Origin of the sequence: Blautia sp. HCP3S3_D9, assembly GCF_052063845.1 — a bacterium.
GTDB lineage: Bacteria > Bacillota > Clostridia > Lachnospirales > Lachnospiraceae > Blautia_A.
Genome location: NZ_JBQHWS010000042.1, coordinates 1 through 20977 on the forward strand (window position 1 = coordinate 1; position 20977 = coordinate 20977).

A 20977-nucleotide genomic window follows, 5' to 3' on the forward strand; every position below is an offset into this window, starting at 1 on the left:
GAACTGACCTATACAGAGTTTGAAATACTGCTTTTGTTGGCACAGAATATTGGCAAAGTGTTCAGCAAAGAGCAGATATATGATAGAGTCTGGAAAGAACCTTATTTCGGTGATCACAATATTGTCATGAGCCATATTCGGAATATTCGGGAAAAGATAGAGGACAATCCTAGCAAACCAATATATATTCAGACGGTATGGGGTGTAGGATATCGTTTTAACAAAAATTTAGTAAAGTAATACAAGTATGGAGCAATTAAGAAATGAAAATCTTAGTTGCTCTTTTTATTTACAGCGACAGGTGCAGAAAGGAGACAGAAGTACATTGCAGAAATCAAAACGAATCAGGGCAGTCATTTCGGCGGTGTTATCCAATAAAACGGAAGCACCGCTTTTCTATTTTACAGACAACAAATTTAAAGAAAGCAGAGGTAATGAAAGATGAATTTAGAAAATAAAATCGAAGCACAGCGGAAACGCATGGAACAGGAAAAGAACAAGCTCGATATGCTGATGAAAAAGGCAAAGATGGAGCAGAGGAAAGCAGATAACCATAGAAAGATTGTGGTGGGTGCAAACTTTGAAACATTTCTTAATGAGCCGAGGAGATACAGCGAAGAACAGACCAGACGGATTATGCAGGTGGCATTTGCCACAAGAGAGGTCAAGAACTGCATGGAGCAGATTGAACGGGAGCTTGCAAGGACGGAGGAGAAAATGCCGGATACGGCGATAAATGAGGAAGCAGACGAGGGCGAAAACGAAGAAGAATAGGGAATGTGCAGCGTTGTAGCCAATTCCCTCAACTTTGTTGAGGGCGCACAGATACACCACCCTTTGGGGCGGTGCTGTGCGTTCTCCGAAGGCTCTTGCAGAGGGCAGTCGGCTACTTCGTATCCGACACAAGGTGCAGGCACCTTGTTGAACAAAAGGCAAGCCTTTTGTTATAAGGGAGCTACACTCCCTTCGGCGGTAAAAAGAACCGCCTACCCTAGTGAACTTTGCGTTCAGATGAAATCACAAAAAGACGTGCTTTCATCTGCCCACAAAGTCTGCCGGTGCAACCCGCTACGTTGTGGGAAAGGAGAGGACAGTGAAGAACGGAACAATTAGCAGCAGGGCATCCATAGTTCAGCGGAGCAAAGGACAGTCGGCGGTTGAGCAGTCAGCCTATATCAGCAGGACATCCCTTTACAGTGATTATTATGGCATGACCTATAACAGAACTGCCAAAGAGGATTTAGTCAGTGCAGGTGTGCTTCTGCCGGAACACGCACCACCGGAATTTGCAGACAGGGCAGTATTATGGAACTCTGTAGAAAAGAATGAGAAAGCGAAGAATGCCCAGCTTGCAAGGAGCCTGAAATATTCCCTGCCCAATGAGTGGGACGAAGCCACCGCAAGGCAGGTCATGGAGCGTTTTATCAAAGAGCAGTTTGTAGATAAGGGAATGTGTGCAGATTATGGTATTCATCGTTCGTACAACGATAAAGGACAGCCTAATCTGCATATCCATATCCTTCTTACCCTCAGACCTCTCAATGAGGATGGTACATGGGGAGCAAAATCAAGAAAAGAATACGTCCTTGACGCAGACGGTAACCGGATACCCAATGCCAGCGGAAAAGGCTATAAAAGCCGGAAAGTAAATGTGATTGACTGGAATGAGAAAGGCAAGGCAAAGGAATGGAGAAATGCCATTGCTGAAGTTATCAATGCCACCAATGAAAAAGCAGGCATAGCCGAGCGTGTTGATCCACGTTCCTATAAGGACAGAGGAATACCTCTTATTCCGACCATTCATTTAGGGGAAAGAGCAAGTGCATTGGAACGAAAAGGCATTCGGACAGAAAGGGGCAATATCAATCGTGCAATCGAGAAATATAATGCCATGATAATGAAGATTTGTGGATTTATCTCTGAACTCAAAGAGGAACTGAAAAAGGGAGTTTTCAGATTTGTTTTTGAGAGAAAAAGCCGGACAGAAAAGGATGGTATTCAATCTATCAATCCATCCATCAATGCTTCCGTACCAGAACAAAAGCCAGAGGTTCAGACCGCATTGGAGATGTTGCAGAAACAAAGGACAGAAATGGTGGTAAGACCGATTTTTCCTTATGTACAGAGATTTAAAGACAAGCGGCTTCTGGGTAATGTGGAACAGCTTGCAAAGCTGCTTGACACAAACCATCTTGAAACATGGGAAGATGTGAGGGCGTTTGAGGAAAAGCAGACGGAGGTGTTGGAGAATTGCAGGGCAGAACTTTCAGAGCTAAGTGTGCGTTATGAGAAGTGGACGCAGGCGGTATCTGATTATGACGATTACAAGCAGTACCAGCCAGTCATGAAAGAGTACCAGGCATTAAGCGGATTGAGAAAAAATTCCTTTAAGAAAAAGCATGAAACAGAGCTTGAAAACTATGCGATATATCGTGACAGGGTAAAGGCAGTCATGCCAGAAAATATGAAAATATCAAAGCCATATATTGATAAGCAGTTAGCGGAGGTGTTGGCACAGCAGGAGCAGATACAGAGAAATAGCAGTAGGGTTGCTACCGACCTTGCAAGGCTTTCCGTTTTCAAAGGCAATCTCAGGGAAATGGAAGCACAGCAGAGAGCGGACGAGCAGGCAAGGGAGCAGAACCGGGATAAGAAACACGAAAATGCAATTTAAATACAGCGTGAGGTGCATGGAAAACAGAAGGATTTCATGCACCTTTTTTCGTTGGGAAAAGGAGATTTATGGAACAGACAGAAAAGCAGACAACAGACAAAGAACAGTGTCCGCATATCAAAAAGAAAATCGGAAGAACTACCTACAACGTGGCAATTCATTTCAGCAAAACAAGCAAGGAAACCATGACGGATAAGATTAACAGATTGATATTACATGACATAAACAGTGAAGATTTTTCTTAACTACCCTTGACAAAATCTTTCCGAAGATCTTCTGCTTTCAGCGATGGAAAGTGCCAGCTCGAATGAATTTCCGGCTGGTGTAGAGCGAAAAGGCATCGGCACACCAGCTACACGCGCTGCCATCATCGAAAAACTGGTACAGAAAGGCTTTATCGAGCGCAGGGGCGATAAGAAAACGAAATACCTTTGTTCTACGGACAAGGGAAATGCGCTGGTGACGGTGGTGCCGGAACAGATTCAGTCTCCATCCATGACGGCAGACTGGGAGGAAAAACTGCTGAAAATAGAACACGGCGAGTATGACAGCGATGCCTTTATGGGAGAAATCAGCAGCATGGTCAGCGGACTTGTAAAAACCTACGAGGCTGTGAAAGGTGCCAATGTCCTGATGCAGCCGGAATGCAAAGTCATTGGTTCCTGCCCCGCCTGCGGCAGTGATGTTTGTGAAACGGCAAAGGGATGGTTTTGCAGGGATAAGAGCTGTAAATTTGCGCTCTGGAAGGAAAACAGGTTCTTTCAGACACTGGGAAAGCAGATGACAGAGGAACTGGCAAAGCAACTGGTAAATCAGGGAAAAGCACGGCTTACCCACTGCTATTCCAAGAAGTCCAATCGTTACTATGACACAACCGTTCATGTAGAGACCGGCGAGGACGGTGCAGCAGCATTTAAGCTGGAGTTTGGAGGTAAAAAATGAGCATGAAAATGATGAATGCAGCTTATCTGGTGGATAATGTCGCTCTGCTTTCCTTGCAGGAAAAGCAGGAGGGCGTGGAATTCCATTGCTTTGATATGGACAGAAAGGTGCAGATTGCCGAGGGACACATTGGCTGGGATATGTTGGATAAACAGCCGTTTTCTACTCTCGAAGAAAGCGCGAGGGTGGCAGCACTCAAGGAGATTCCCCAGCTGGACGGTCTTACCGTTGCGCCGGTAGCCCCGGAGATGCTGGAGCAGATGCGTGGCGGCAGAAAGGTTCTTTGGCAGATGAAAAAGGCTGATCCTGAACTGGAGAATGCTAAAAATATCCGGTTTATCACCAGCAGCTACGAGGATCGGTTCAAAATTCCGGATGGCAGCGCGGTGGAGATCAAGTATCCGAATCGGAAGTTTTCGGCCCGCTGCGAATATATGGACGAATATCATCTGCGCCTTGGGTATGATGTTCTGCACATCTGTCAGCTGGCAGAAATGTTGGAACGCGGTGGCGGTACATGCCGACCGGAGCCGCTGATTACGGAAGAACGCAGCGCATGGGATTTGGGAAGCAAGGGCTTTCTCGCCATTCAAACCTGTGAGGACGGTTACGACTATACCTTATATCATAAGGACTTCACGGAAATTGACGGCGGACAGATCGACAACCCGGAAATCAGCATGAATGCAGCCAGAGACCAGATTCTTTCGGATTATGGATTCGGTGGCCGCACCATGACGCGGATTGATTATGACGAACTTTGTGATCGTGCAGAGGATGCAGAAATCAGCAGACGGGAATCTGTGCTGGGTAAACTCTCGGATTTGTCTTCCAGAACGGATACGCCGGTGAAAGCTGCTAAGGCGAAGGAGGCGGAGCGATGAAATATAAGCTTACGAAGGCAGAGCAGGAAACCGTCATCAATTTTGACAATGAACTGGATACTGCCAGTATTTACACCCATGACAGCCGCCTGATTAAGAAGCTCCGGGAACTGCGAAAACAGTATCCGGGGCAGTTTATTTTGGAGCACCGGGAGCATGGGTCGGTCACTTATACGATTCCGAAACGCTGTGTTGGTATCCGACCGCCGTACAGTGAAAAGCGGCGGGAACAGCAGCGACAGGAAGCAAAGGAAAACGGCCTGCCGTTTATGGAGAAGGGAGAAATGAACGATGGCAAGAATTGAAAAATGGGATGAAGTACATGGAAATCAGGCACCGGACGAAAGAATGATGGCATTTCTCGACAGCGCTACCGACCAGTATGCGATTTTGCAGCTTCGCCGCATCGAGGATACGGTATATGAACGCTTTTCGTCTATGCGCGAACTGGAACGGATGGGGCTGGAACCGGATATTGACCATTATGAAGTGGTTTATACGGCTCCGCTGCTTCCCTACAAGGATCAGAATACGATGTTGGAGGAACTGTATGCGAAATTCAATGTTTCCCGCCCTGATGATTTTACTGGGCATAGTCTTTCTGTGTCTGACATCGTGGCTTTACGGCAGAATGGTGTTGTAAGCTGTCACTATGTGGATTCCATCGGCTTCCAGGAGCTGCCCGGATTTTTGAAACCGGAGAATTATCTGAAAGCCGCAGAAATGGCAATGGAAGACGATTACGGTATGATTGACGGCGTAATCAATAACGGAAAGAAGGAAGAACCGGCGGAGAAAGCATCGGTTCTGGATCAGCTGAAGGAAAAGCAGGAGGCGGTGCCGCCTGCATCGCCTCGCAGGTGCTGCGAAGAAAAGGAGTTATAAATGCGTTTTACGGATGACGAATGGATGCTCATGATGCTTTACAGCCCTGGCACACGGACAGGGCTGATCGAAGAGCTTCAGACGATGCAAAAAAGTCTGACCGGCAGAGATAGAAATCTGCGCAGGTGGACGGCCTCGCTGCTTGCGAAACTGGCAGAGATGACGGATGCAGAATATGAGGCACTGGATTTGTATCCGGACGAATAAAGGAGAGGAGGAAAAGGACAGATGATGACGAAAACGGCATATTATATGCAGATGGCACAGGAAGCTGCGGCGCAGATTACTGGCAGCAAAGAACAGTGGACAGCGTTTCTGACCACATCCGCACGGCTTTATAAGTATCCCTTTGCGGAGCAGCTGATGATCTATAAGCAGAGACCGGAAGCAACGGCCTGTGCAGAGTACGATCTCTGGAATGATCGGATGAACCGCTATGTGAAGCGTGGCTCCAAGGGCATTGCTCTTTTGGACATGCGCGGCGAGCAGCCGAAACTGCGGTATGTATTTGATGTGGCAGATACCGGAGAACGGAAGAATTCCCGTCCGGTACAGCTCTGGAAAATGAACGCAGAGCACGAGCAGCCGATTATTCGGGCATTGGATGCAGCGTTTGATGTTCCTGCCGGTGCCGGGTCTCTGGAAAATCACATTATGGAAGCGGCGGAACGCCTTGCAAGGGATTACTGGGAGGAAAAGCGCAGGCAGATCAGCGACATCGTTGCAGATTCCTATCTGGAAGGGTATGATGAACTCAACATCGGAGCTTCCTTTAAGAGAGCTGCCGCTGTCAGCATCGCATATTCCGTCTTTACCCGGACGGTGGGCAATGCAGATGACTATTTTGAACACGAGGATTTTCTGGACATCTTTGATTTTAATACGCAGGCTGCCGCCAATGTGCTGGGAACTGCGGTCAGCGAAATGTCCAGCCAGATCTTCCGGGAAATTGAACGCACGATCCGAACCTATGAAAGAGATAAGCAGGCAGAAAGGAGCCAAAATTATGATGGAGTTGAATTACACGAAGAACGGCGATTACCTGATTCCGGACATCCAGCTGTCGGTGCAGGAACAGAAGCCCCTGGGCAAGTACGGGAGGATGCGCAGAGCGTTCCTGCAGGAGAACAACACGCTGCTGTACAATCACCTGATCCTGACCGAGAAGCTGTACCCGCACCTGTGGGAGATTCAGGAGACCGCGACCGCACGGATGGAGCAGATGATGGCGGAACTGCTGAAAGCGAATCCGGCACCGGACAAGAAGCAGAACCAGCTTCTGTGGGTGCAGCACATGAACATGCTGAAAGCGCAGGCAGAGGAAGTTATTCTGACGGAACTTATCAACAGCTAAACTTTATGAGCCTGTTTCAGTCCGAAGCAGAGCAGATTCAGAAAATTGATGCAGCGGCAGAAAATGCAGTCAGAGAAGCGGAGAGCGAAAAGCCCTCCGCTTTTGTCATTTCTGAGGATGAAATCGACCGTATGCTGCGGACAGGTTCTAATTTTGAAGGCGGAAAAATCCGTATTTATGCGCTGTATCAGCAGCAAGGAGACGCAAAAGAACGAGCTTCATTTCTGAAAGCGGAATACGGTCTCGGTGGTCACAGCTATACCTTTATGGATGGCAGTCGTGGTTTTGCCGATTATAACGGGAAAGGCATTCTGCTTCGCAATTATGGCCATGACCGGGAAGTGCGCCTCACATGGGCAGCGGTAGATAAGCGGTTAGATCGGCTTGTGGAAAATGGTCAGTACCTGACTGCGCTGGAGATGGAAGAGTATCGGAAGCTGGAGCAGGAATATGGTGCGCCGCTTCCTATGCCGACTGCCGCCCATGTATTTCCGCCAACGCCACCGGAACACTACGATACCGGAAATGAGCATGTAGACAATATGCTGAATACGGCTGCGGATGTCTATGCCCGGAGTGAGCTGGCAGCACCCCAGCGGTTTACCGTGATGGAGACAGACGATGGCTATGCGGTCTGGGATGATATTCAAGACGGCATTCATGTAGAGCCGGATGGTGTCAGCGAGGAATTTACCAGCGAATGGGAGGCAGAGACTTACCGTCAGCAGTTGATTGAAAAAGTCCAGGAACGGGAAGCCAAAGACTGGCTCTACGTTGAGCAGAACAAACAGGATTTGCAGAAGGACATTCCGTTCCCAGATGTGGAATCCGAAGAAGTACCGGAACCAGCTCCCGCAGAGACAGATCCTCTGGTGCTGGAGATGCAGGCACACGCCAGAGAACTTGCCAGAGAGTCAGGCTATGCACCGGATGAACGATTTGTAGTCACGATGACCGGCGAGAATTTCCCGGATTCTAAAGATGCGTTTGCTATCTGGGATTATGTCAAAGAAGAGTATTACGGATATTCGGACGGAAAAGTGCAGACGTTTGCCGATTATGTGAGTGCGTCAGAGGCATTGCAGGAGATTCGCGGCAGAGCTATGGAGACTGAAAAAGAGTCTGCAACTGTGCAGCCAGAACCCGCAGCTCCGGTGCAGCCGGATTATCGTGTCGGCGATACGCTGTATCTGGACGGAAAGGCATTTACGATTGAAAAAGTCGGGCTTTTCGATGTGGAACTTCGGGACCCGGATTCCGTGTATCCGATCTTCCGCTCGGAAAGCAAGGAAAATCTGGCAAGACTTTTGGAGCATGAGGATAATATTCACCTGCATAATCTGGTGGTTGATCTGAATTCTGGAAAAGAAGCAGCGTTCCGGGCAGAGCATGAAGCAAAACATGCGGAGAACTACCGCATCAACAGCTTTCACCTCGGCGAAGGCAGTCCTAAACAGAAATTCCGTGCCAATATGGATGCCATCTACACGCTGAAAACTTTGGAAAATCAGAACAGGGATGCGACACCGGAGGAACAGGAAACACTGGCCAATTATGTCGGCTGGGGCGGACTGGCAGATGCCTTTGATGCAGAGAAAACTGCCTGGGCAGGCGAATATAAGGAGTTGAAAGCAGCTCTTACGGAAGAAGAATATGCCGCGGCCAGGGCTTCGACTCTGAATGCGCATTACACCAGCCCTACCGTGATCCGTGCAATCTATGAAGCGTTAGACGGTATGGGATTTGAAAAGGGCAATATTCTGGAACCGTCGATGGGTGTCGGCAACTTCTTCGGTATGCTGCCGGATTCCATGCTGGGAAGCAGGTTGTATGGTGTAGAACTGGATTCCATCACCGGGCGTATTGCGCAGAAGCTGTATCCGCAGGCAGAAATCAAGGTGGCAGGCTTTGAGACCACCGACCGCCGCGACTTCTATGATCTGGCCGTGGGCAATGTGCCCTTTGGCAACTACCGTGTCAGCGATAAGCCCTATGATAAACTCGGATTTTCTATCCACAACTATTTCTTTGCCAAGGCATTGGATCAGGTTCGTCCCGGTGGTATTGTGGCCTTTGTTACCAGCCGCTATACGATGGATTCCAAGAATCCGGACGCGCGAAAGTATCTGGCACAGCGGGCAGAACTGCTGGGAGCCATTCGACTTCCCAACAACGCATTCCGCGCCAATGCCGGTACAGATGTGGTTTCGGATATCATTTTCCTGCAAAAGAGAGACCATCCCATTGATATCGAACCGGATTGGGTGCATCTGGGGCTGACATCGGAGGGTATTACCCTCAACAGCTACTTTGTTGACCACCCGGAAATGGTGCTGGGTGAGATTACAACGGAAAGCACCCAGTACGGCAAGGAAGAATGTACGGTCATTCCGATTCCGGATGCAGATCTGGGAGACCAGCTGCATGAGGTTGTGCAGCACATCGGTGGTCATTATGAAGCGCAAGAGCTGGCACCGGAGGAAGAGCTGTCCTTGCAGGGCGAAACCATTCCGGCAGACCCAAATGTAAAGAACTTCTCCTATGCGGTGGTAGATGGGGATGTTTACTTCCGTGAGAACAGCATCATGCGGAAAGCTGACCTTTCTGCGACAGCCACCGGCAGGATCAAGGGCATGGTGGAGCTTCGTACCATTGTGCAGGAACTGATCGACTACCAGCTGAACGACTATCCAGAGGACGCGATTGCCCAGAAACAGCGGGAACTGAATGTGGCCTATGACCGATTCGTCGATCAGTATGGACTTATCAACTCCCGTGCAAATGCACAAGCTTTTTCGGAAGATTCGTCTTATTATCTGCTGTGCTCTCTGGAAAATGTAGATGAAAATGGCAGGCTGGAATCCAAGGCGGATATGTTCACCAAACGGACGATTCGACCGGAACGGGCTGTTACCAGCGTAGATACTCCGGCAGAAGCTCTGGCAATCTCCATCGGAGAGCGCGGCAAAGTGGATTTGCCCTATATGTCGGAGCTTTTAGGTACACCGGGAGAATTTGAAAAAATCCAGCAGGAACTGCATGGTGTCATTTTCAAAGACCCGATGACGCAGGGCGGCGAGGAAACCGGCTGGGTGACGGCTGATGAATATCTGTCCGGCAATGTCCGGGAAAAACTCCGCGTGGCAGAACTGGCTGCGGCTTCTGACCCTGCCTTTGCGGTAAACACGGAATATTTGAAGAAAGCACAGCCGAAAGACCTGGATGCGTCGGAGATTGATGTGCGCCTTGGTGCCACATGGGTCAATCGGGATTATATCCAGCAGTTTATGGAAGAAACCTTTGAGCCGCCGTTCTATCTGCGCAGAAATATTGAAGTGAAATTCTCTCCCATGACGGCAGAATGGCAGATTACCGGCAAGAGTACACCGAGCTGGAATGATGTTCATGCCTATATGACCTACGGCACCAGCCGTGCCAATGCCTACCGAATTCTGGAGGATACGCTGAATCTGCGGGATATTCGTATTTACGATACCGTGGAGGATGCAGACGGCAAGCAGAAGCGGGTTCTGAATAAAAAGGAGACCACCCTCGCCCAGCAGAAACAGCAGGCCATTAAGGATGCGTTCCAAAACTGGGTGTGGAAAGACCCTTATCGCCGCGCGGAACTTGTGGAAAAGTATAACGAGCTGTTCAACAGCACTCGTCCCCGTGAGTATGATGGTTCTCATATCCGCTTTGGCGGCATGAATCCGGAAATCCGGCTGCGGGAACACCAGCAGAATGCCATTGCTCATGTGCTGTACGGCGGCAATACACTGCTGGCCCACGAAGTGGGTGCCGGTAAGACTTTCGAGATGGCCGCTTCTGCTATGGAGGCAAAACGGCTGGGACTGTGCCAGAAATCCATGTTTGTTGTTCCGAATCATTTGACCCTTCAGTGGGCAAACGAGTTTCTGCGTCTGTATCCGAGTGCAAAATTGCTGGTGGCAAGCAAAAAGGACTTTGAAACTGCCCGCAGAAAGAAGTTCTGCGCACGAATTGCTACTGGTGATTACGATGCAGTCATCATCGGGCATTCCCAGTTTGAGAAAATTCCGGTGTCTGCAGAACGGCAGGAGCGGATTTTGACTGCCCAGATTGATGAAATCGAAAACGCCATTGCTGAGATGAAATCCCAGAATGGCGAACGTTTCTCCATCAAACAGATGGAAAAGACCCGGAAAGGATTGGAGGCGAGATTGGAGAAACTTCGGGCAACCGACCGAAAAGACGATGTGATTACCTTTGAGCAGCTGGGCGTAGACCGACTGTTTGTAGACGAAGCACATGCCTTTAAGAACCTGTTCCTCTACACAAAAATGCGCAATGTTGCAGGCTTGTCCACATCGGAAGCGCAGAAATCTTCGGATATGTTTATGAAGTGCCAATATATGGACGAGTTGACAGGCGGGCGCGGCATCATTTTTGCGACCGGCACCCCGGTTAGCAACAGCATGACTGAGCTTTACACCATGATGCGGTATCTCCAGTACGGCACGTTGCAGCAGAAAGGGCTGACCCATTTCGACAGCTGGGCTTCTACCTTTGGTGAGACCACCACGGCCATTGAGCTGGCACCGGAAGGAACCGGATACCGGGCAAGAACAAGATTTGCAAAATTCTTCAACCTGCCGGAGCTGATGAATATGTTCAAGGAAGTGGCAGATATCAAGACTTCCGATCAGCTGCATCTGCCGGTGCCGGAGGCAAAATTTGAAACCGTGGTGGTGCAGCCTTCGGAGCATCAGCAGGCGATGGTGGCGGAGCTTTCGGAACGGGCGGCGGCTGTGCATTCCGGTGTGGTAGACCCGTCGGTCGATAACATGCTGAAAATCACATCGGATGGCAGAAAGCTGGGACTGGATCAGCGATTGATGAATCCGCTCCTGCCGGATGACCCAAATAGCAAGCTCAACGCCTGTGTGCGGAATGTGCTTCGGATTTATGAGGAAGGACAGTCGGATAAGCTGACCCAGTTGCTGTTCTGCGACCTCAGCACGCCGAAGAACGATGGAACCTTCAATGTCTATGAGGATATCCGCGCCAAACTAATTCAGTCCGGTGTGCCGGAAGAAGAAATCGCATTTATTCATGATGCCGATACTGAGGCAAAAAAGAAAGATTTGTTTGCCAAAGTGCGTACCGGACAGGTACGGGTATTGTTAGGTTCGACACAGAAGATGGGTGCAGGCACGAACGTGCAGAATAGGCTGGTGGCCGTGCATCATCTGGATGTGGGCTGGCGGCCTGCGGACATGACCCAGCGAAATGGTCGTATCATCCGTCAGGGAAACCGAAACAAAGAAGTGCAGGTTTATCAGTATGTGACGGAAGGAACTTTTGATGCCTACCTCTATCAGACACTGGAGAATAAGCAGAAATTTATCAGCCAGATCATGACCAGCAAATCTCCGGTACGTTCCTGTGATGATGTAGATGAGCAGGCTCTTTCCTATGCAGAGATCAAGGCACTTTGTGCCGGAGACCCGCAAATCAAGGAGAAAATGGACTTGGATGTAGATGTTGCAAGGCTGAAAGTATTGAAGGCGGATCATCAGAGCCAGCAGTACCGATTGGAAGATAAATTGATGAAATATTTCCCTGCGGAGATTGAGAAAACGCAGGGGTTCATCAAGGGCTTTCAGTCGGATATTCGGACGGTGGCGGCACATCCGCTGCCGGAAGAGGGGTTCTGCGGTATGGAAGTGAATGGCACACAATTTACTGAAAAAGCTGAGGCCGGTGAAGCAATCCTCGCGGTCTGTAAAGCCAATCAGAGTCTGGAGCCGGTGCCGCTTGGCAGCTACCGTGGTTTCAAGATGGAGCTGACGTTTGACAGCTTCCAGAAAGAGTATCAGGTGCTGCTGAAAGGTGAGATGACCCACCGAGTGCCCATCGGCACCAGTGCTGCGGGCAATATCCAGCGTCTGGACAATGCTCTTGCCGGGATTCCTGCAAGACTGGAAAAGGCGGAACAACAGTTGGACAATCTCAGAAGCCAGCAGGAAGCTGCGCAGGCCGAGCTTGGAAAGCCGTTCCCCCAGGAGGCAGAACTGGCGGAAAAGAGTGCAAGACTGGCAGAACTGGACGCATTGCTGAATATGGATGACCGTGGAAACGATGATCCAGACCGTGAGAAAACAACGGAAAAGCCGTCTGTCCTGGCAGAGCTGCGTGACCGTGCAGGGCGCATTCCGCCGATGACACATCGGGATGATGAGGAGGTGGCACTATGAGTGTTCGGGAACACTGGATCAATGTCCGGGTGAACCCGGAAGAGCTGGCGAGGATTCGTGAAAAGCAGAAGGAATTGGGTATTCGGAACACCGGTGCCTATATGAGAAAGATGGCGATGGACGGGTACTGCGTAAATCTTGATTTGTCGGATGTGGCTCAGGTATCCACCCTTCTTCGCCGATGCAGCAACAACCTGAACCAGTACGCAAAACGAGCCAATGAATCCGGGAGCATCTATGCGGAGGATATCCGGGATTTGCAGAAGCGGCTGGATGAACTCTGGGAGATGCAAAAGCTGATCTTAAAGAGGCTTTCTGGCATTCGCTGACGGCACAAACGTGCGGGATTTCTACAGTACATGGCACAGATGAAACTGTCTGTGCCGTTACATATTTTTTGAGTTTCCCTGTTGACATCGTGGTGTTTGGCAAGCGTGTACAGTAAAATGAAGATGAAAAGAAAAACGAAGGGGTGAAATCCATGAAGATCGTATGTTTTTTGTTGAAGCTGATGCTGAAAATCCTGTTGCTGCCGGTTGCGTTTCTGCTGCGATTTCTATGCTTTATCGGGAATCTGCTGATGCAGCTATCCCTGTGGGTGCTTTCGCCGGTCATGCTTTTCGTTCTTGGCTGCGGCATCTATTCTGTGGTTCGAGCGAGCTGGACGGATGTGTTCCTGCTGACCCTGATTGAGATGGGGCTGTTCGCAGCTGCGGTTGGTGCGGGCGGCATCATGGAACTGATGGAACAGCTGTGTGAGCGTGTAGAGGATGTTTTGACAATTTGAGTTCAGGAGGGATTAGATGGATATTCAGTTTATGAAAGATTATTATGATTTACGGTACGAGGAAACAGATGGAGAGAATCATTTTGTGGAAGAGACAGCTTATCAGGAAAAACAGTCTGAGCAATCGAAGATGGAAGACCAGCTGATGGAAATGGTGGGAGGCAGCGAATCTAATGTGTGGAAGCTGTACGAAAGCATTATGTGCGTCTATTTCGATATGGAAGAAATCATCAAGCAGGCCGTTTATTTGCAGGGGGCTTATGACCGGGAACGGATGTTAAAATGAGAATAGTAGATTGGTAAGAGCTGCCTTCGGGTAGCTCTTTTTAGATGGAGGAATATGAAAATGGCGGCTACAAGACTAATTGCGCTGCATATCAATAAAGGAAAGACGGTAGCGCAGTGTCTGGCTGACCGTACTGATTATTCTGAGAATGCAGCAAAGACGGAAGATGGAAAATACATCAGCGCGTATGCCTGTGATGCAAAGACCTGTGATGAAGAATTTCTGCTTTCCAAACGGCAGTATGAGCATATCACCGGTAGAACCCAGGCGCATGATGTGATCGCATATCAGATTCGGCAATCCTTTAAGCCCGGAGAAATCACGCCGGAGGAGGCGAACAAGGTTGGGTATGAGACAGCCATGCGATTCACCAAGGGAAAACACGCGTTTATCGTGGCTACCCATGTTGATCGTGCGCACATTCATAACCATATTATTTTTAATTCAACTACATTAGACTGCACCAGAAAATTTCGAGATTTTCGATTATCCGGTCTTGCACTGGCAAGGCTCAGTGATATCGTCTGCCTAGAACACCGGTTGTCGGTTATTATCCGGAAGCCCTATGGGGAGCGGCAGAAGAGAACGGAATACCCGGAGAAAAAATCGCAGCGGGATGAAATCTGCGAGGCCATTGATGCAGCATTGGTAAGAAAACCGAAAGACTTCCGGGAACTAATCGGAATTTTGCAGGAAGCAGGGTACGAGTATAAAGATGGAAAACAGCCTGCCCTGCGGGGGAAAGGCCACGCCAGATTTGCTCGTTTCCGCTCTCTTGGCAAAGGATATTCGATTGAAGAACTCTGCGAAGTGATTGCCGGGAATGCGGTTCATAAAAGCAAATTTGTAGAGAAAACCCGCACAAGCGCACGGTCAGCACAGGTGCATCAGAAGGCGGAGCTGTCGTTCCTTATTGATGTCCGTGCAAAAATGCAGGCGGGCAAAGGCGCGGGATATGCGCGTTGGGCGAAAGTATTCAATCTGAAGCAGATGGCGAAAGCTATGATGTTCATGGAAGAACATGGAATCAAGAGCTATGCAGAGCTGAAAGAAAAAGCAGATGGGATTTCTGAAAAATGCGATGTGCTGTTGGAATCTGTAAAGGCAGATGAGGCACGGATGTCGGAAGTGTCGGTGCTGCGGAAGCATCTAATCAATTATGCCAAGACAAAAGATGTTTTTGCCGCGTATAAAGCATCCGGCTACAATCGAGATTTCTATGAAGCTCATCGGGATATGCTGACCTTGCGCAGCGCAGCGAAAAAGGCGTTTGATGCCTATAAGAAAGAGAACGGTTCTGACAAAAAGCTCCCGCGCATCAGCGAGCTGAACGCAGAGTATGCAATGCTTCTGGAACGAAAGAAAAGCTCCTATGCAGAGTACCGCAAGACCAAATCGGAAATGCAGGATTGGCTTGTGGCACAGAAGATCGTACAGGAAATCCTGAAAGAGGACGAACAGAAAAAAGAACAGCTCCATGAGCAGGAAGTACGGCAGGAAGAAGAAAATAGACAAAGCAGTCGATGATGGAAAGTCCGGTGCAGTGTGGGCGTAATGCTCATGCTGCACCGGGCTTTTTTCTTTGGCAGGAACTGCCGTTGAAGCATCCGGAACGGATGCGCAGCCCGATGCCGCAGGCAGCGTTCTATGGGGATTGGGGAGTTTCCCCAACAAGCAGAAAATCGCTTTCGTGTCACGAAAGCCCTGCTTGCAGAAGAGTGGATTCTAAAAAAATCGTTCAAAATTTGGAAGAACTTTCGATTGATTTTGTTCGTTTCTTGGAGTAGAATATAAATGAGAAATTTTAACTTGCTGCGAGTGACTTTAGACATCGAAAAAGAGGTTCCGTATGGATTTCATGACGATTAAGCAGGCTTCTGAAAAATGGGGCATCTGCACAAGGAGAGTACAGACATTATGCACAGAAGGGCGAATTGATGGTGCCGAGCGTTTAGGCCATCAGTGGGTCATTCCTATTAACGCCGAAAAGCCGAAGGATGCCAGAATCAAAAGCGGCAGATACATTAAAACAAAATCCGGAAATGGAGAGAACGAAGATGGAAAGAAAACCGTATAGTGCTGGAGCCGTAAAATTTTCGTTCTGGTTCATGGAATTTCGGAAAACCGTGCAGCTTTTGAGCGAGGGTAAGAGCTTTGCAGATATTAAAAAGTTGAATGAAGAGACAAACATCTATGGCGCACCGACAAAACTACGAGCGCAGCAGATTTATTCTACCGTAACAGCCCGTATCAAGACATTAGATGAAAGCTTTTACCCAATCTTTTTGAGCAGTGATCTTGCTACACAAAAATTATTTGTGCTGACTGCGGCTCTTTTGCATGACACGCTATTCTTTGATTTTGTGTATGAAGTAGTGCGGGAAAAAATGATTCTTGGTTCCGATGAGCTGACGGATGCAGATATCCGGATATTTTTCAAAAATAAGCAGGAACAGAGTGAGAAAGTGGCTTCTCTTCAAGACTATACGTTGCGCCGTCTCGGTTCCTGCTATAAGACACAGCTTTATGAAGCAGGACTTTTAGAAAGCAACCGGGCAAACAGCACAAGAAAAATACTGAAGCCAATTCTTGATATTGCATTTGAGCATTGGCTTTATGACCATGACCTTGGCATCATGGTAAAAACACTGACGGGGGTAAGATGAAATGGATTTAAGCCAAAGACTGGACGAGATGGAGCTTGCAATCCATAAGCCGTCTTTCCGAAAAGGAACAGGCCGCGCAAATGAGGTCAACTATTGGGTGTTTGATTATCCACCGGAAAAGGAACTGGAAGTTCGGGAGCGCGTAGAGTATCTGAAAAATAAGAACGACCGGGGCGATGATGATTTTGAGCTTGTGGTCTTTGACCTGTATGATATCATCATTGACTTTTTGGAAAAGAAAAACTTCATGGAAAAGTGCTATGACTTTGAAAAAAAGCGCGGAATCGAGCGTATCGTCAAGGCAGTGACCAACTCCATGAAGGTGAATGACGATGACAGCCTGATCGTGCAATATATCAAAGAACATACGCCGGAGAATGCAGTCGTGTTCCTAACCGGTATCGGCAAGTGCTATCCGATTTTGCGCTCCCACAAGGTGCTTAACAACTTGCACCAGGCGTTTGTGCGCTGCCCGGTCGTGATGTTCTTTCCGGGAACCTATAATGAGCAGGAGCTGATCCTGTTCAATGAGATTAAAGACGATAACTATTACCGGGCATTCCGACTGGTAAAGTAATGGATGGAGGAAACAGTTATGCAGATCAAGGACATGTTCCGAAAGAAAATTGACCGTGAGATACAGGGCGTTATCATTGTCGGTCAGGGTGAAGAAACAAATGTAGCGCAGGAGCTGGAAGAGTATGTTGTGACCCGTGAGCTTCAGCGTCATTTTGCAGATTTCTTTGCAGCATATAAAAAAGGTATTCAGGGAACCACACCGAAAATGGGTGTCTGGATTTCCGGCTTCTTTGGAAGTGGTAAATCTCATTTCCTGAAAATCCTGTCCTATCTGCTTCAGAATAAACAGGTCGGAGACAAACATGCCATCGACTACTTCATTGAGGATCAGAAGATTACCAATCAGATGGTGCTGGCAGATATGCAGCTGGCAGCAAACACCCCATCGGATGTAATTCTTTTCAACATTGATTCCAAAAGCGATTCTAATGGCAAAGAAAATAAAGATGCCATTGTGAACGTATTCCTGAAGGTCTTCAATGAGATGCAGGGCTTCTGCGGTTCCATGCCTCACCTTGCTGACCTGGAGCGCAGGCTTTCCGAGGAAGGTCGTTTTGAAGAGTTTAAGGAAAAGTTTGAAGAAGAGTATGGCGATCCGTGGGAAAGCTCTCGTCAGGACTTCGATTTCATTCAGGATTCCGTTGTCGATGTTCTTTCTGACATGGATTTCATGAGCGAATCGGCTGCTCGTAACTGGTGTGAGAAAGCAACCGAGGGCTACCAGATTAGCATTGAGGATTTCGCCAAGCGTGTAAAGTCTTATATTGAGAAAAAAGGTAACAACCACCATGTGGTTTTCCTTGTGGATGAGATTGGCCAGTACATTGGTGATGATTCCAAACTGATGCTGAACCTTCAGACAGTGACGGAAGAACTGGGCAAGGAATGCATGGGTAAGGCTTGGGTAATCGTAACGAGCCAGCAGGATATCGACTCCAATACCAAGGTGAAGGGTAACGACTTCTCCAAGATTCAGGGACGTTTCGATACCCGTCTTTCTTTGTCCTCTGCCAATGTGGACGCTGTTATCAAAAAGCGTATTCTGGATAAGACTGAGACCGCAGCACAGAGCCTGCGCCTGCTCTATGACCAGAAAGCAACGATCATCAAAAATCTGATTGTTTTCAACGACGGTGTGGAGAAAAAACTGTACGCCAATGCAGAAGATTTTGCAGAGGTTTATCCTTTTGTTCCGTACCAGTTTAATTTGCTTGCCAGTGTGCTGACCAGTATCCGTACCCACGGTGCATCCGGCAAGCACCTGTCCGAAGGTGAACGTTCCATGCTGGCTCTGTTCAAAGAGTCTGCCATGCAGCTGATGGACGATGAGATGGGGGCAATCGTGCCGTTCTATCAGTTCTATGATGCATTGGAGAACTTCCTCGACCACAGCCACAGCAGCGTGATCATCCGCGCTTATGATAACAGCTACATCAACCCGGAAAAGAAGGAAAAAGATGTCTTTGCGATCAATGTGTTGAAGACCCTTTTCCTGATTAAATATGTTCTGGAGATTGAAGCCAATGTGGACAACATCGTTAGCCTGATGATTACCAGCATTGACGATGATCGTATTTCTTTGAAGGCACAGGTGGAGGATGCACTGAAAGTGCTGATGCGCCAGATGCTGATCCAGAAGAATGGCTCCATCTATGTATTCCTGACCGATGAGGAACAGGAAATCAACAACGAAATCGAAAAAGAAAATGTGGAGATGCCGGAGGTCATCACGAAGATTGCGGAGATGATCTATGAGGACATTTTCTCCAGCAAGAAGTATCAGTATCCCAGCTTTGGTGGAAGGTATGCGTTCTCCTTCAATCAGGCAGTGGATGACCGCCCCTATAAGGCAAACCAGAATTACGATATCGGCCTCCGTGTGCTGACCCCGTGGTATGAGGGCGGCACCGATGATGGTACGCTGCGCCTGCTCTCCGGCCAGGGCAAGGAAGTCCTTGTGGTTCTGCCGAACGATGATGCGTTCCTGACGGAAATGCGGGCATACTTGAAAATTGAGCGGTTCCTGCGCAAGAATACTTCTGTGCAGCTTGCCAAGTATGAGACCATTAAGGAAGCAAAGCGCGTGGAGATGCGGGAACGCAACGGTAACGCCAAGCTTTACCTGACGGAAGCTTTGAAAGAGGCTACCATCTATGTCAATGGCGATGTGCTGCACACTTCCGGCAAGGAAGTGACCAGCCGCATCAACGAGGCAATCGGAAGATTGGTGCAGACGGTTTACCACAAGCTGTCTTACATTGACGCAGCGATGGGTGAAGCAGATATCCGGAAGATGTTCAAGACCAGTAACCAGCTGTCGCTGGCACTGGGAGATACCGGAGAATCCAATGTTCACGCACTGGATGATGTGCTGCAATTCGTGGCGGGCAATTCCCGGATGCACATGAAAACTTCTATGAAAACCATCAAGGATCGCTTTATGAAAGCACCCTATGGATTTGTGGAAGATGACATCCATTGGCTGGTGGCACGTCTCTTTAAGCGTGGAGATCTGTCCTTTACGGTCAACGGTGAGAGCGTCAATTTGAACAACCGTTCCGAAGAAGAAATCATCGGCTATATCACGAAGAAGCAGTTCGTGGATAAGCTGCTGACGGAAGTGCGCGTGCGGGTGCCGGAAAACCAGAAAAAGGCCGTCCGCACCGTGATGAAAGAGCTGTTCAAGGTGGCACCGCCTGCCGATGACGAAGATACCATCATGAAGAACTTCCAGCATTACTGCGAGAATCGAATCACCGAGATTGAGCGGCTGGAACCGAAATATGAGAATTACACCTATCCCGGAAAAGAACTTCTGGAAAAGGGCAAGAAGCGGCTTTCCGCACTGGTACAGATTCAGGCACCGCTTGAATTCTTTAAGACCGTATTTGACGAACAGGACGATCTGATGGATTTTGGCGAAGACTATGAGCCTATCCGAGATTTCTTTGGCAGTGAGCAGCTGACTATCTTCACCCGTGCGCTGGATATGTTGAATATCTACGAGGACAGCAAGACCTACATCGTGGATGCAGAACTGGAAGACGTGGTGGCCAAGATGCGCACCATTGTCCGGATGCCGAAGCCCTACAAGGAGATTCCGAAGCTGCCGGAGCTGCGCGAGAAGTTTATGAACTGCTATATGCGCATTCTGGAAGAGCAGGCAGAGCCGGTCAAAGATTCCATCAATCAGGATCGGAACCGTGTCTTTGAAGTGCTGAACACCAAGCCCTATAAGGATGCGAAGTTCAACCGTTATCTGGAACTGTTTAAGGAGATCATGGACGGTGCGGAGCACTGCAACAATGTCTCCACTCTGCGTAGCTATGCAGATAAGGCGGAGGCACTGAAGCTGCGCCTGCTCAATGAGATGAACGCAGAAGATATCCGTCTTGTGAAGGAGGCAGCGGCAAAGGCCGAGGCAGAGCGTAAGCGTCAGGAAGAAGAGGCGAAAAAACGCGGCGAGACCGTGAAACCGGCAGAAAAGGTCGCAGAACCGCAGCCGGTATATAAGGTGCGCACCACGAAGAATGTTTCCATCAAGACGGTTGCCAAGACTGCATCATGGCGACTGGAGAGCAAGGAAGATGTTGATAAATACCTTGCTGCATTGCGTGAAAACCTGCTGAAAGAGATGGACGAAGATACAATCGTCAACATTGAACTATAAATGACAGGAGG

19 protein-coding genes and 1 pseudogene are annotated in these 20977 nt (G+C 48.7%); all 20 read left to right on the plus strand.

The window, feature by feature from the left end; genetic code table 11:
• Positions 1-240, plus strand: a 240-nt coding sequence (locus tag ACTNES_RS09940; RefSeq protein WP_441039198.1) for a winged helix-turn-helix domain-containing protein, incomplete at its 5' end; no start/stop codon positions are given.
• A 201-nt stretch (positions 241-441) separates the two neighbouring features.
• A complete protein-coding gene (locus ACTNES_RS09945; protein WP_441039199.1) occupies positions 442-774 on the plus strand; it encodes a DUF3847 domain-containing protein in 333 nt (110 codons plus the stop codon).
• A gap of 319 nt (positions 775-1093) precedes the next feature.
• A complete protein-coding gene (gene mobQ, locus ACTNES_RS09950; protein WP_441039200.1) occupies positions 1094-2674 on the plus strand; it encodes a MobQ family relaxase in 1581 nt (526 codons plus the stop codon).
• A gap of 68 nt (positions 2675-2742) precedes the next feature.
• Positions 2743-2919, plus strand: a complete 177-nt coding sequence (locus tag ACTNES_RS09955; RefSeq protein ID WP_118699295.1) for a transposon-encoded TnpW family protein — start codon at positions 2743-2745, stop codon at positions 2917-2919.
• A 25-nt stretch (positions 2920-2944) separates the two neighbouring features.
• Positions 2945-3616, plus strand: a pseudogene (locus ACTNES_RS09960) (DNA topoisomerase); the annotation flags it as partial.
• Entirely contained in the window at positions 3613-4500 is an 888-nt protein-coding gene (locus ACTNES_RS09965; protein WP_441039201.1) for an LPD16 domain-containing protein, read from the plus strand. The pseudogene ACTNES_RS09960 and the gene ACTNES_RS09965, both read left to right, overlap by 4 nt.
• Positions 4497-4805, plus strand: coding sequence for an immunoglobulin (locus ACTNES_RS09970; protein ID WP_441039202.1), 309 nt, complete (start codon positions 4497-4499; stop codon positions 4803-4805). Before ACTNES_RS09965 ends, ACTNES_RS09970 begins: the two co-directional genes overlap by 4 nt.
• Positions 4792-5385, plus strand: coding sequence for a YodL domain-containing protein (locus tag ACTNES_RS09975; protein ID WP_441039203.1), 594 nt, complete (start codon positions 4792-4794; stop codon positions 5383-5385). The genes ACTNES_RS09970 and ACTNES_RS09975 overlap by 14 nt, the downstream gene beginning before the upstream one ends.
• Positions 5386-5592: a transposon-transfer assisting family protein gene (locus tag ACTNES_RS09980; RefSeq protein WP_148337318.1), complete on the plus strand. Its 207-nt coding sequence runs from the start codon at positions 5386-5388 to the stop codon at positions 5590-5592.
• A gap of 802 nt (positions 5593-6394) precedes the next feature.
• The gene (locus ACTNES_RS09985; RefSeq protein WP_427819679.1) at positions 6395-6739 is read left to right on the plus strand and encodes a TnpV protein; all 345 of its coding nucleotides are present in this window, start codon (positions 6395-6397) and stop codon (positions 6737-6739) included.
• A gap of 131 nt (positions 6740-6870) precedes the next feature.
• Entirely contained in the window at positions 6871-12978 is a 6108-nt protein-coding gene (locus ACTNES_RS09990) for an SNF2-related protein (RefSeq protein ID WP_441039211.1), read from the plus strand.
• Positions 12975-13307 carry a plasmid mobilization protein gene (locus ACTNES_RS09995; RefSeq protein WP_002576391.1) on the plus strand — a complete coding sequence of 111 codons (333 nt, stop codon included), beginning with the start codon at positions 12975-12977 and terminating at the stop codon, positions 13305-13307. The genes ACTNES_RS09990 and ACTNES_RS09995 overlap by 4 nt, the downstream gene beginning before the upstream one ends.
• A 152-nt stretch (positions 13308-13459) precedes the next feature.
• On the plus strand, positions 13460-13765 hold the full coding sequence (locus ACTNES_RS10000; RefSeq protein ID WP_173744949.1) for a hypothetical protein: 306 nt from the start codon (positions 13460-13462) through the stop codon (positions 13763-13765).
• Between the two features lie 16 nt (positions 13766-13781).
• Positions 13782-14051 (plus strand): hypothetical protein, encoded by a 270-nt coding sequence (locus ACTNES_RS10005; RefSeq protein WP_008396502.1) that lies wholly within the window; start codon positions 13782-13784, stop codon positions 14049-14051.
• 60 nt (positions 14052-14111) lie between these two features.
• The gene (locus ACTNES_RS10010; protein WP_441039204.1) at positions 14112-15578 is read left to right on the plus strand and encodes a relaxase/mobilization nuclease domain-containing protein; all 1467 of its coding nucleotides are present in this window, start codon (positions 14112-14114) and stop codon (positions 15576-15578) included.
• The gene (locus ACTNES_RS10015; RefSeq protein ID WP_441039205.1) at positions 15575-15838 is read left to right on the plus strand and encodes a hypothetical protein; all 264 of its coding nucleotides are present in this window, start codon (positions 15575-15577) and stop codon (positions 15836-15838) included. The genes ACTNES_RS10010 and ACTNES_RS10015 overlap by 4 nt, the downstream gene beginning before the upstream one ends.
• 62 nt (positions 15839-15900) lie before the next feature.
• On the plus strand, positions 15901-16128 hold the full coding sequence (locus ACTNES_RS10020; RefSeq protein WP_002576387.1) for a helix-turn-helix domain-containing protein: 228 nt from the start codon (positions 15901-15903) through the stop codon (positions 16126-16128).
• On the plus strand, positions 16109-16717 hold the full coding sequence (locus tag ACTNES_RS10025) for a DUF1819 family protein (protein WP_007882141.1): 609 nt from the start codon (positions 16109-16111) through the stop codon (positions 16715-16717). The genes ACTNES_RS10020 and ACTNES_RS10025 overlap by 20 nt, the downstream gene beginning before the upstream one ends.
• Before the next feature lies 1 nt (position 16718).
• The gene (locus ACTNES_RS10030) at positions 16719-17294 is read left to right on the plus strand and encodes a DUF1788 domain-containing protein (protein ID WP_005929853.1); all 576 of its coding nucleotides are present in this window, start codon (positions 16719-16721) and stop codon (positions 17292-17294) included.
• 18 nt (positions 17295-17312) lie between these two features.
• Positions 17313-20966: a BREX system P-loop protein BrxC gene (gene brxC / locus ACTNES_RS10035; protein ID WP_441039206.1), complete on the plus strand. Its 3654-nt coding sequence runs from the start codon at positions 17313-17315 to the stop codon at positions 20964-20966.
• The last annotated feature ends 11 nt before the right edge of the window (positions 20967-20977 follow it).

Excerpts from the sequence above, each read along its gene's own strand:
- ACTNES_RS09945 (WP_441039199.1), top strand. The coding sequence starts at position 442 with ATGAATTTAGAAAATAAAATCGAAGCACAGCGGAAACGCATGGAACAG.
- ACTNES_RS09955 (WP_118699295.1), top strand. The coding sequence starts at position 2,743 with ATGGAACAGACAGAAAAGCAGACAACAGACAAAGAACAGTGTCCGCAT.
- ACTNES_RS09965 (WP_441039201.1), top strand. The coding sequence starts at position 3,613 with ATGAGCATGAAAATGATGAATGCAGCTTATCTGGTGGATAATGTCGCT.
- ACTNES_RS09970 (WP_441039202.1), top strand. The coding sequence starts at position 4,497 with ATGAAATATAAGCTTACGAAGGCAGAGCAGGAAACCGTCATCAATTTT.
- ACTNES_RS09975 (WP_441039203.1), top strand. The coding sequence starts at position 4,792 with ATGGCAAGAATTGAAAAATGGGATGAAGTACATGGAAATCAGGCACCG.
- ACTNES_RS09980 (WP_148337318.1), top strand. The coding sequence starts at position 5,386 with ATGCGTTTTACGGATGACGAATGGATGCTCATGATGCTTTACAGCCCT.
- ACTNES_RS09985 (WP_427819679.1), top strand. The coding sequence starts at position 6,395 with ATGGAGTTGAATTACACGAAGAACGGCGATTACCTGATTCCGGACATC.
- ACTNES_RS09990 (WP_441039211.1), top strand. The coding sequence starts at position 6,871 with ATGCTGCGGACAGGTTCTAATTTTGAAGGCGGAAAAATCCGTATTTAT.
- ACTNES_RS09995 (WP_002576391.1), top strand. The coding sequence starts at position 12,975 with ATGAGTGTTCGGGAACACTGGATCAATGTCCGGGTGAACCCGGAAGAG.
- ACTNES_RS10000 (WP_173744949.1), top strand. The coding sequence starts at position 13,460 with ATGAAGATCGTATGTTTTTTGTTGAAGCTGATGCTGAAAATCCTGTTG.
- ACTNES_RS10005 (WP_008396502.1), top strand. The coding sequence starts at position 13,782 with ATGGATATTCAGTTTATGAAAGATTATTATGATTTACGGTACGAGGAA.
- ACTNES_RS10010 (WP_441039204.1), top strand. The coding sequence starts at position 14,112 with ATGGCGGCTACAAGACTAATTGCGCTGCATATCAATAAAGGAAAGACG.
- ACTNES_RS10015 (WP_441039205.1), top strand. The coding sequence starts at position 15,575 with ATGATGGAAAGTCCGGTGCAGTGTGGGCGTAATGCTCATGCTGCACCG.
- ACTNES_RS10020 (WP_002576387.1), top strand. The coding sequence starts at position 15,901 with ATGGATTTCATGACGATTAAGCAGGCTTCTGAAAAATGGGGCATCTGC.
- ACTNES_RS10025 (WP_007882141.1), top strand. The coding sequence starts at position 16,109 with ATGGAAAGAAAACCGTATAGTGCTGGAGCCGTAAAATTTTCGTTCTGG.
- ACTNES_RS10030 (WP_005929853.1), top strand. The coding sequence starts at position 16,719 with ATGGATTTAAGCCAAAGACTGGACGAGATGGAGCTTGCAATCCATAAG.
- brxC (WP_441039206.1), top strand. The coding sequence starts at position 17,313 with ATGCAGATCAAGGACATGTTCCGAAAGAAAATTGACCGTGAGATACAG.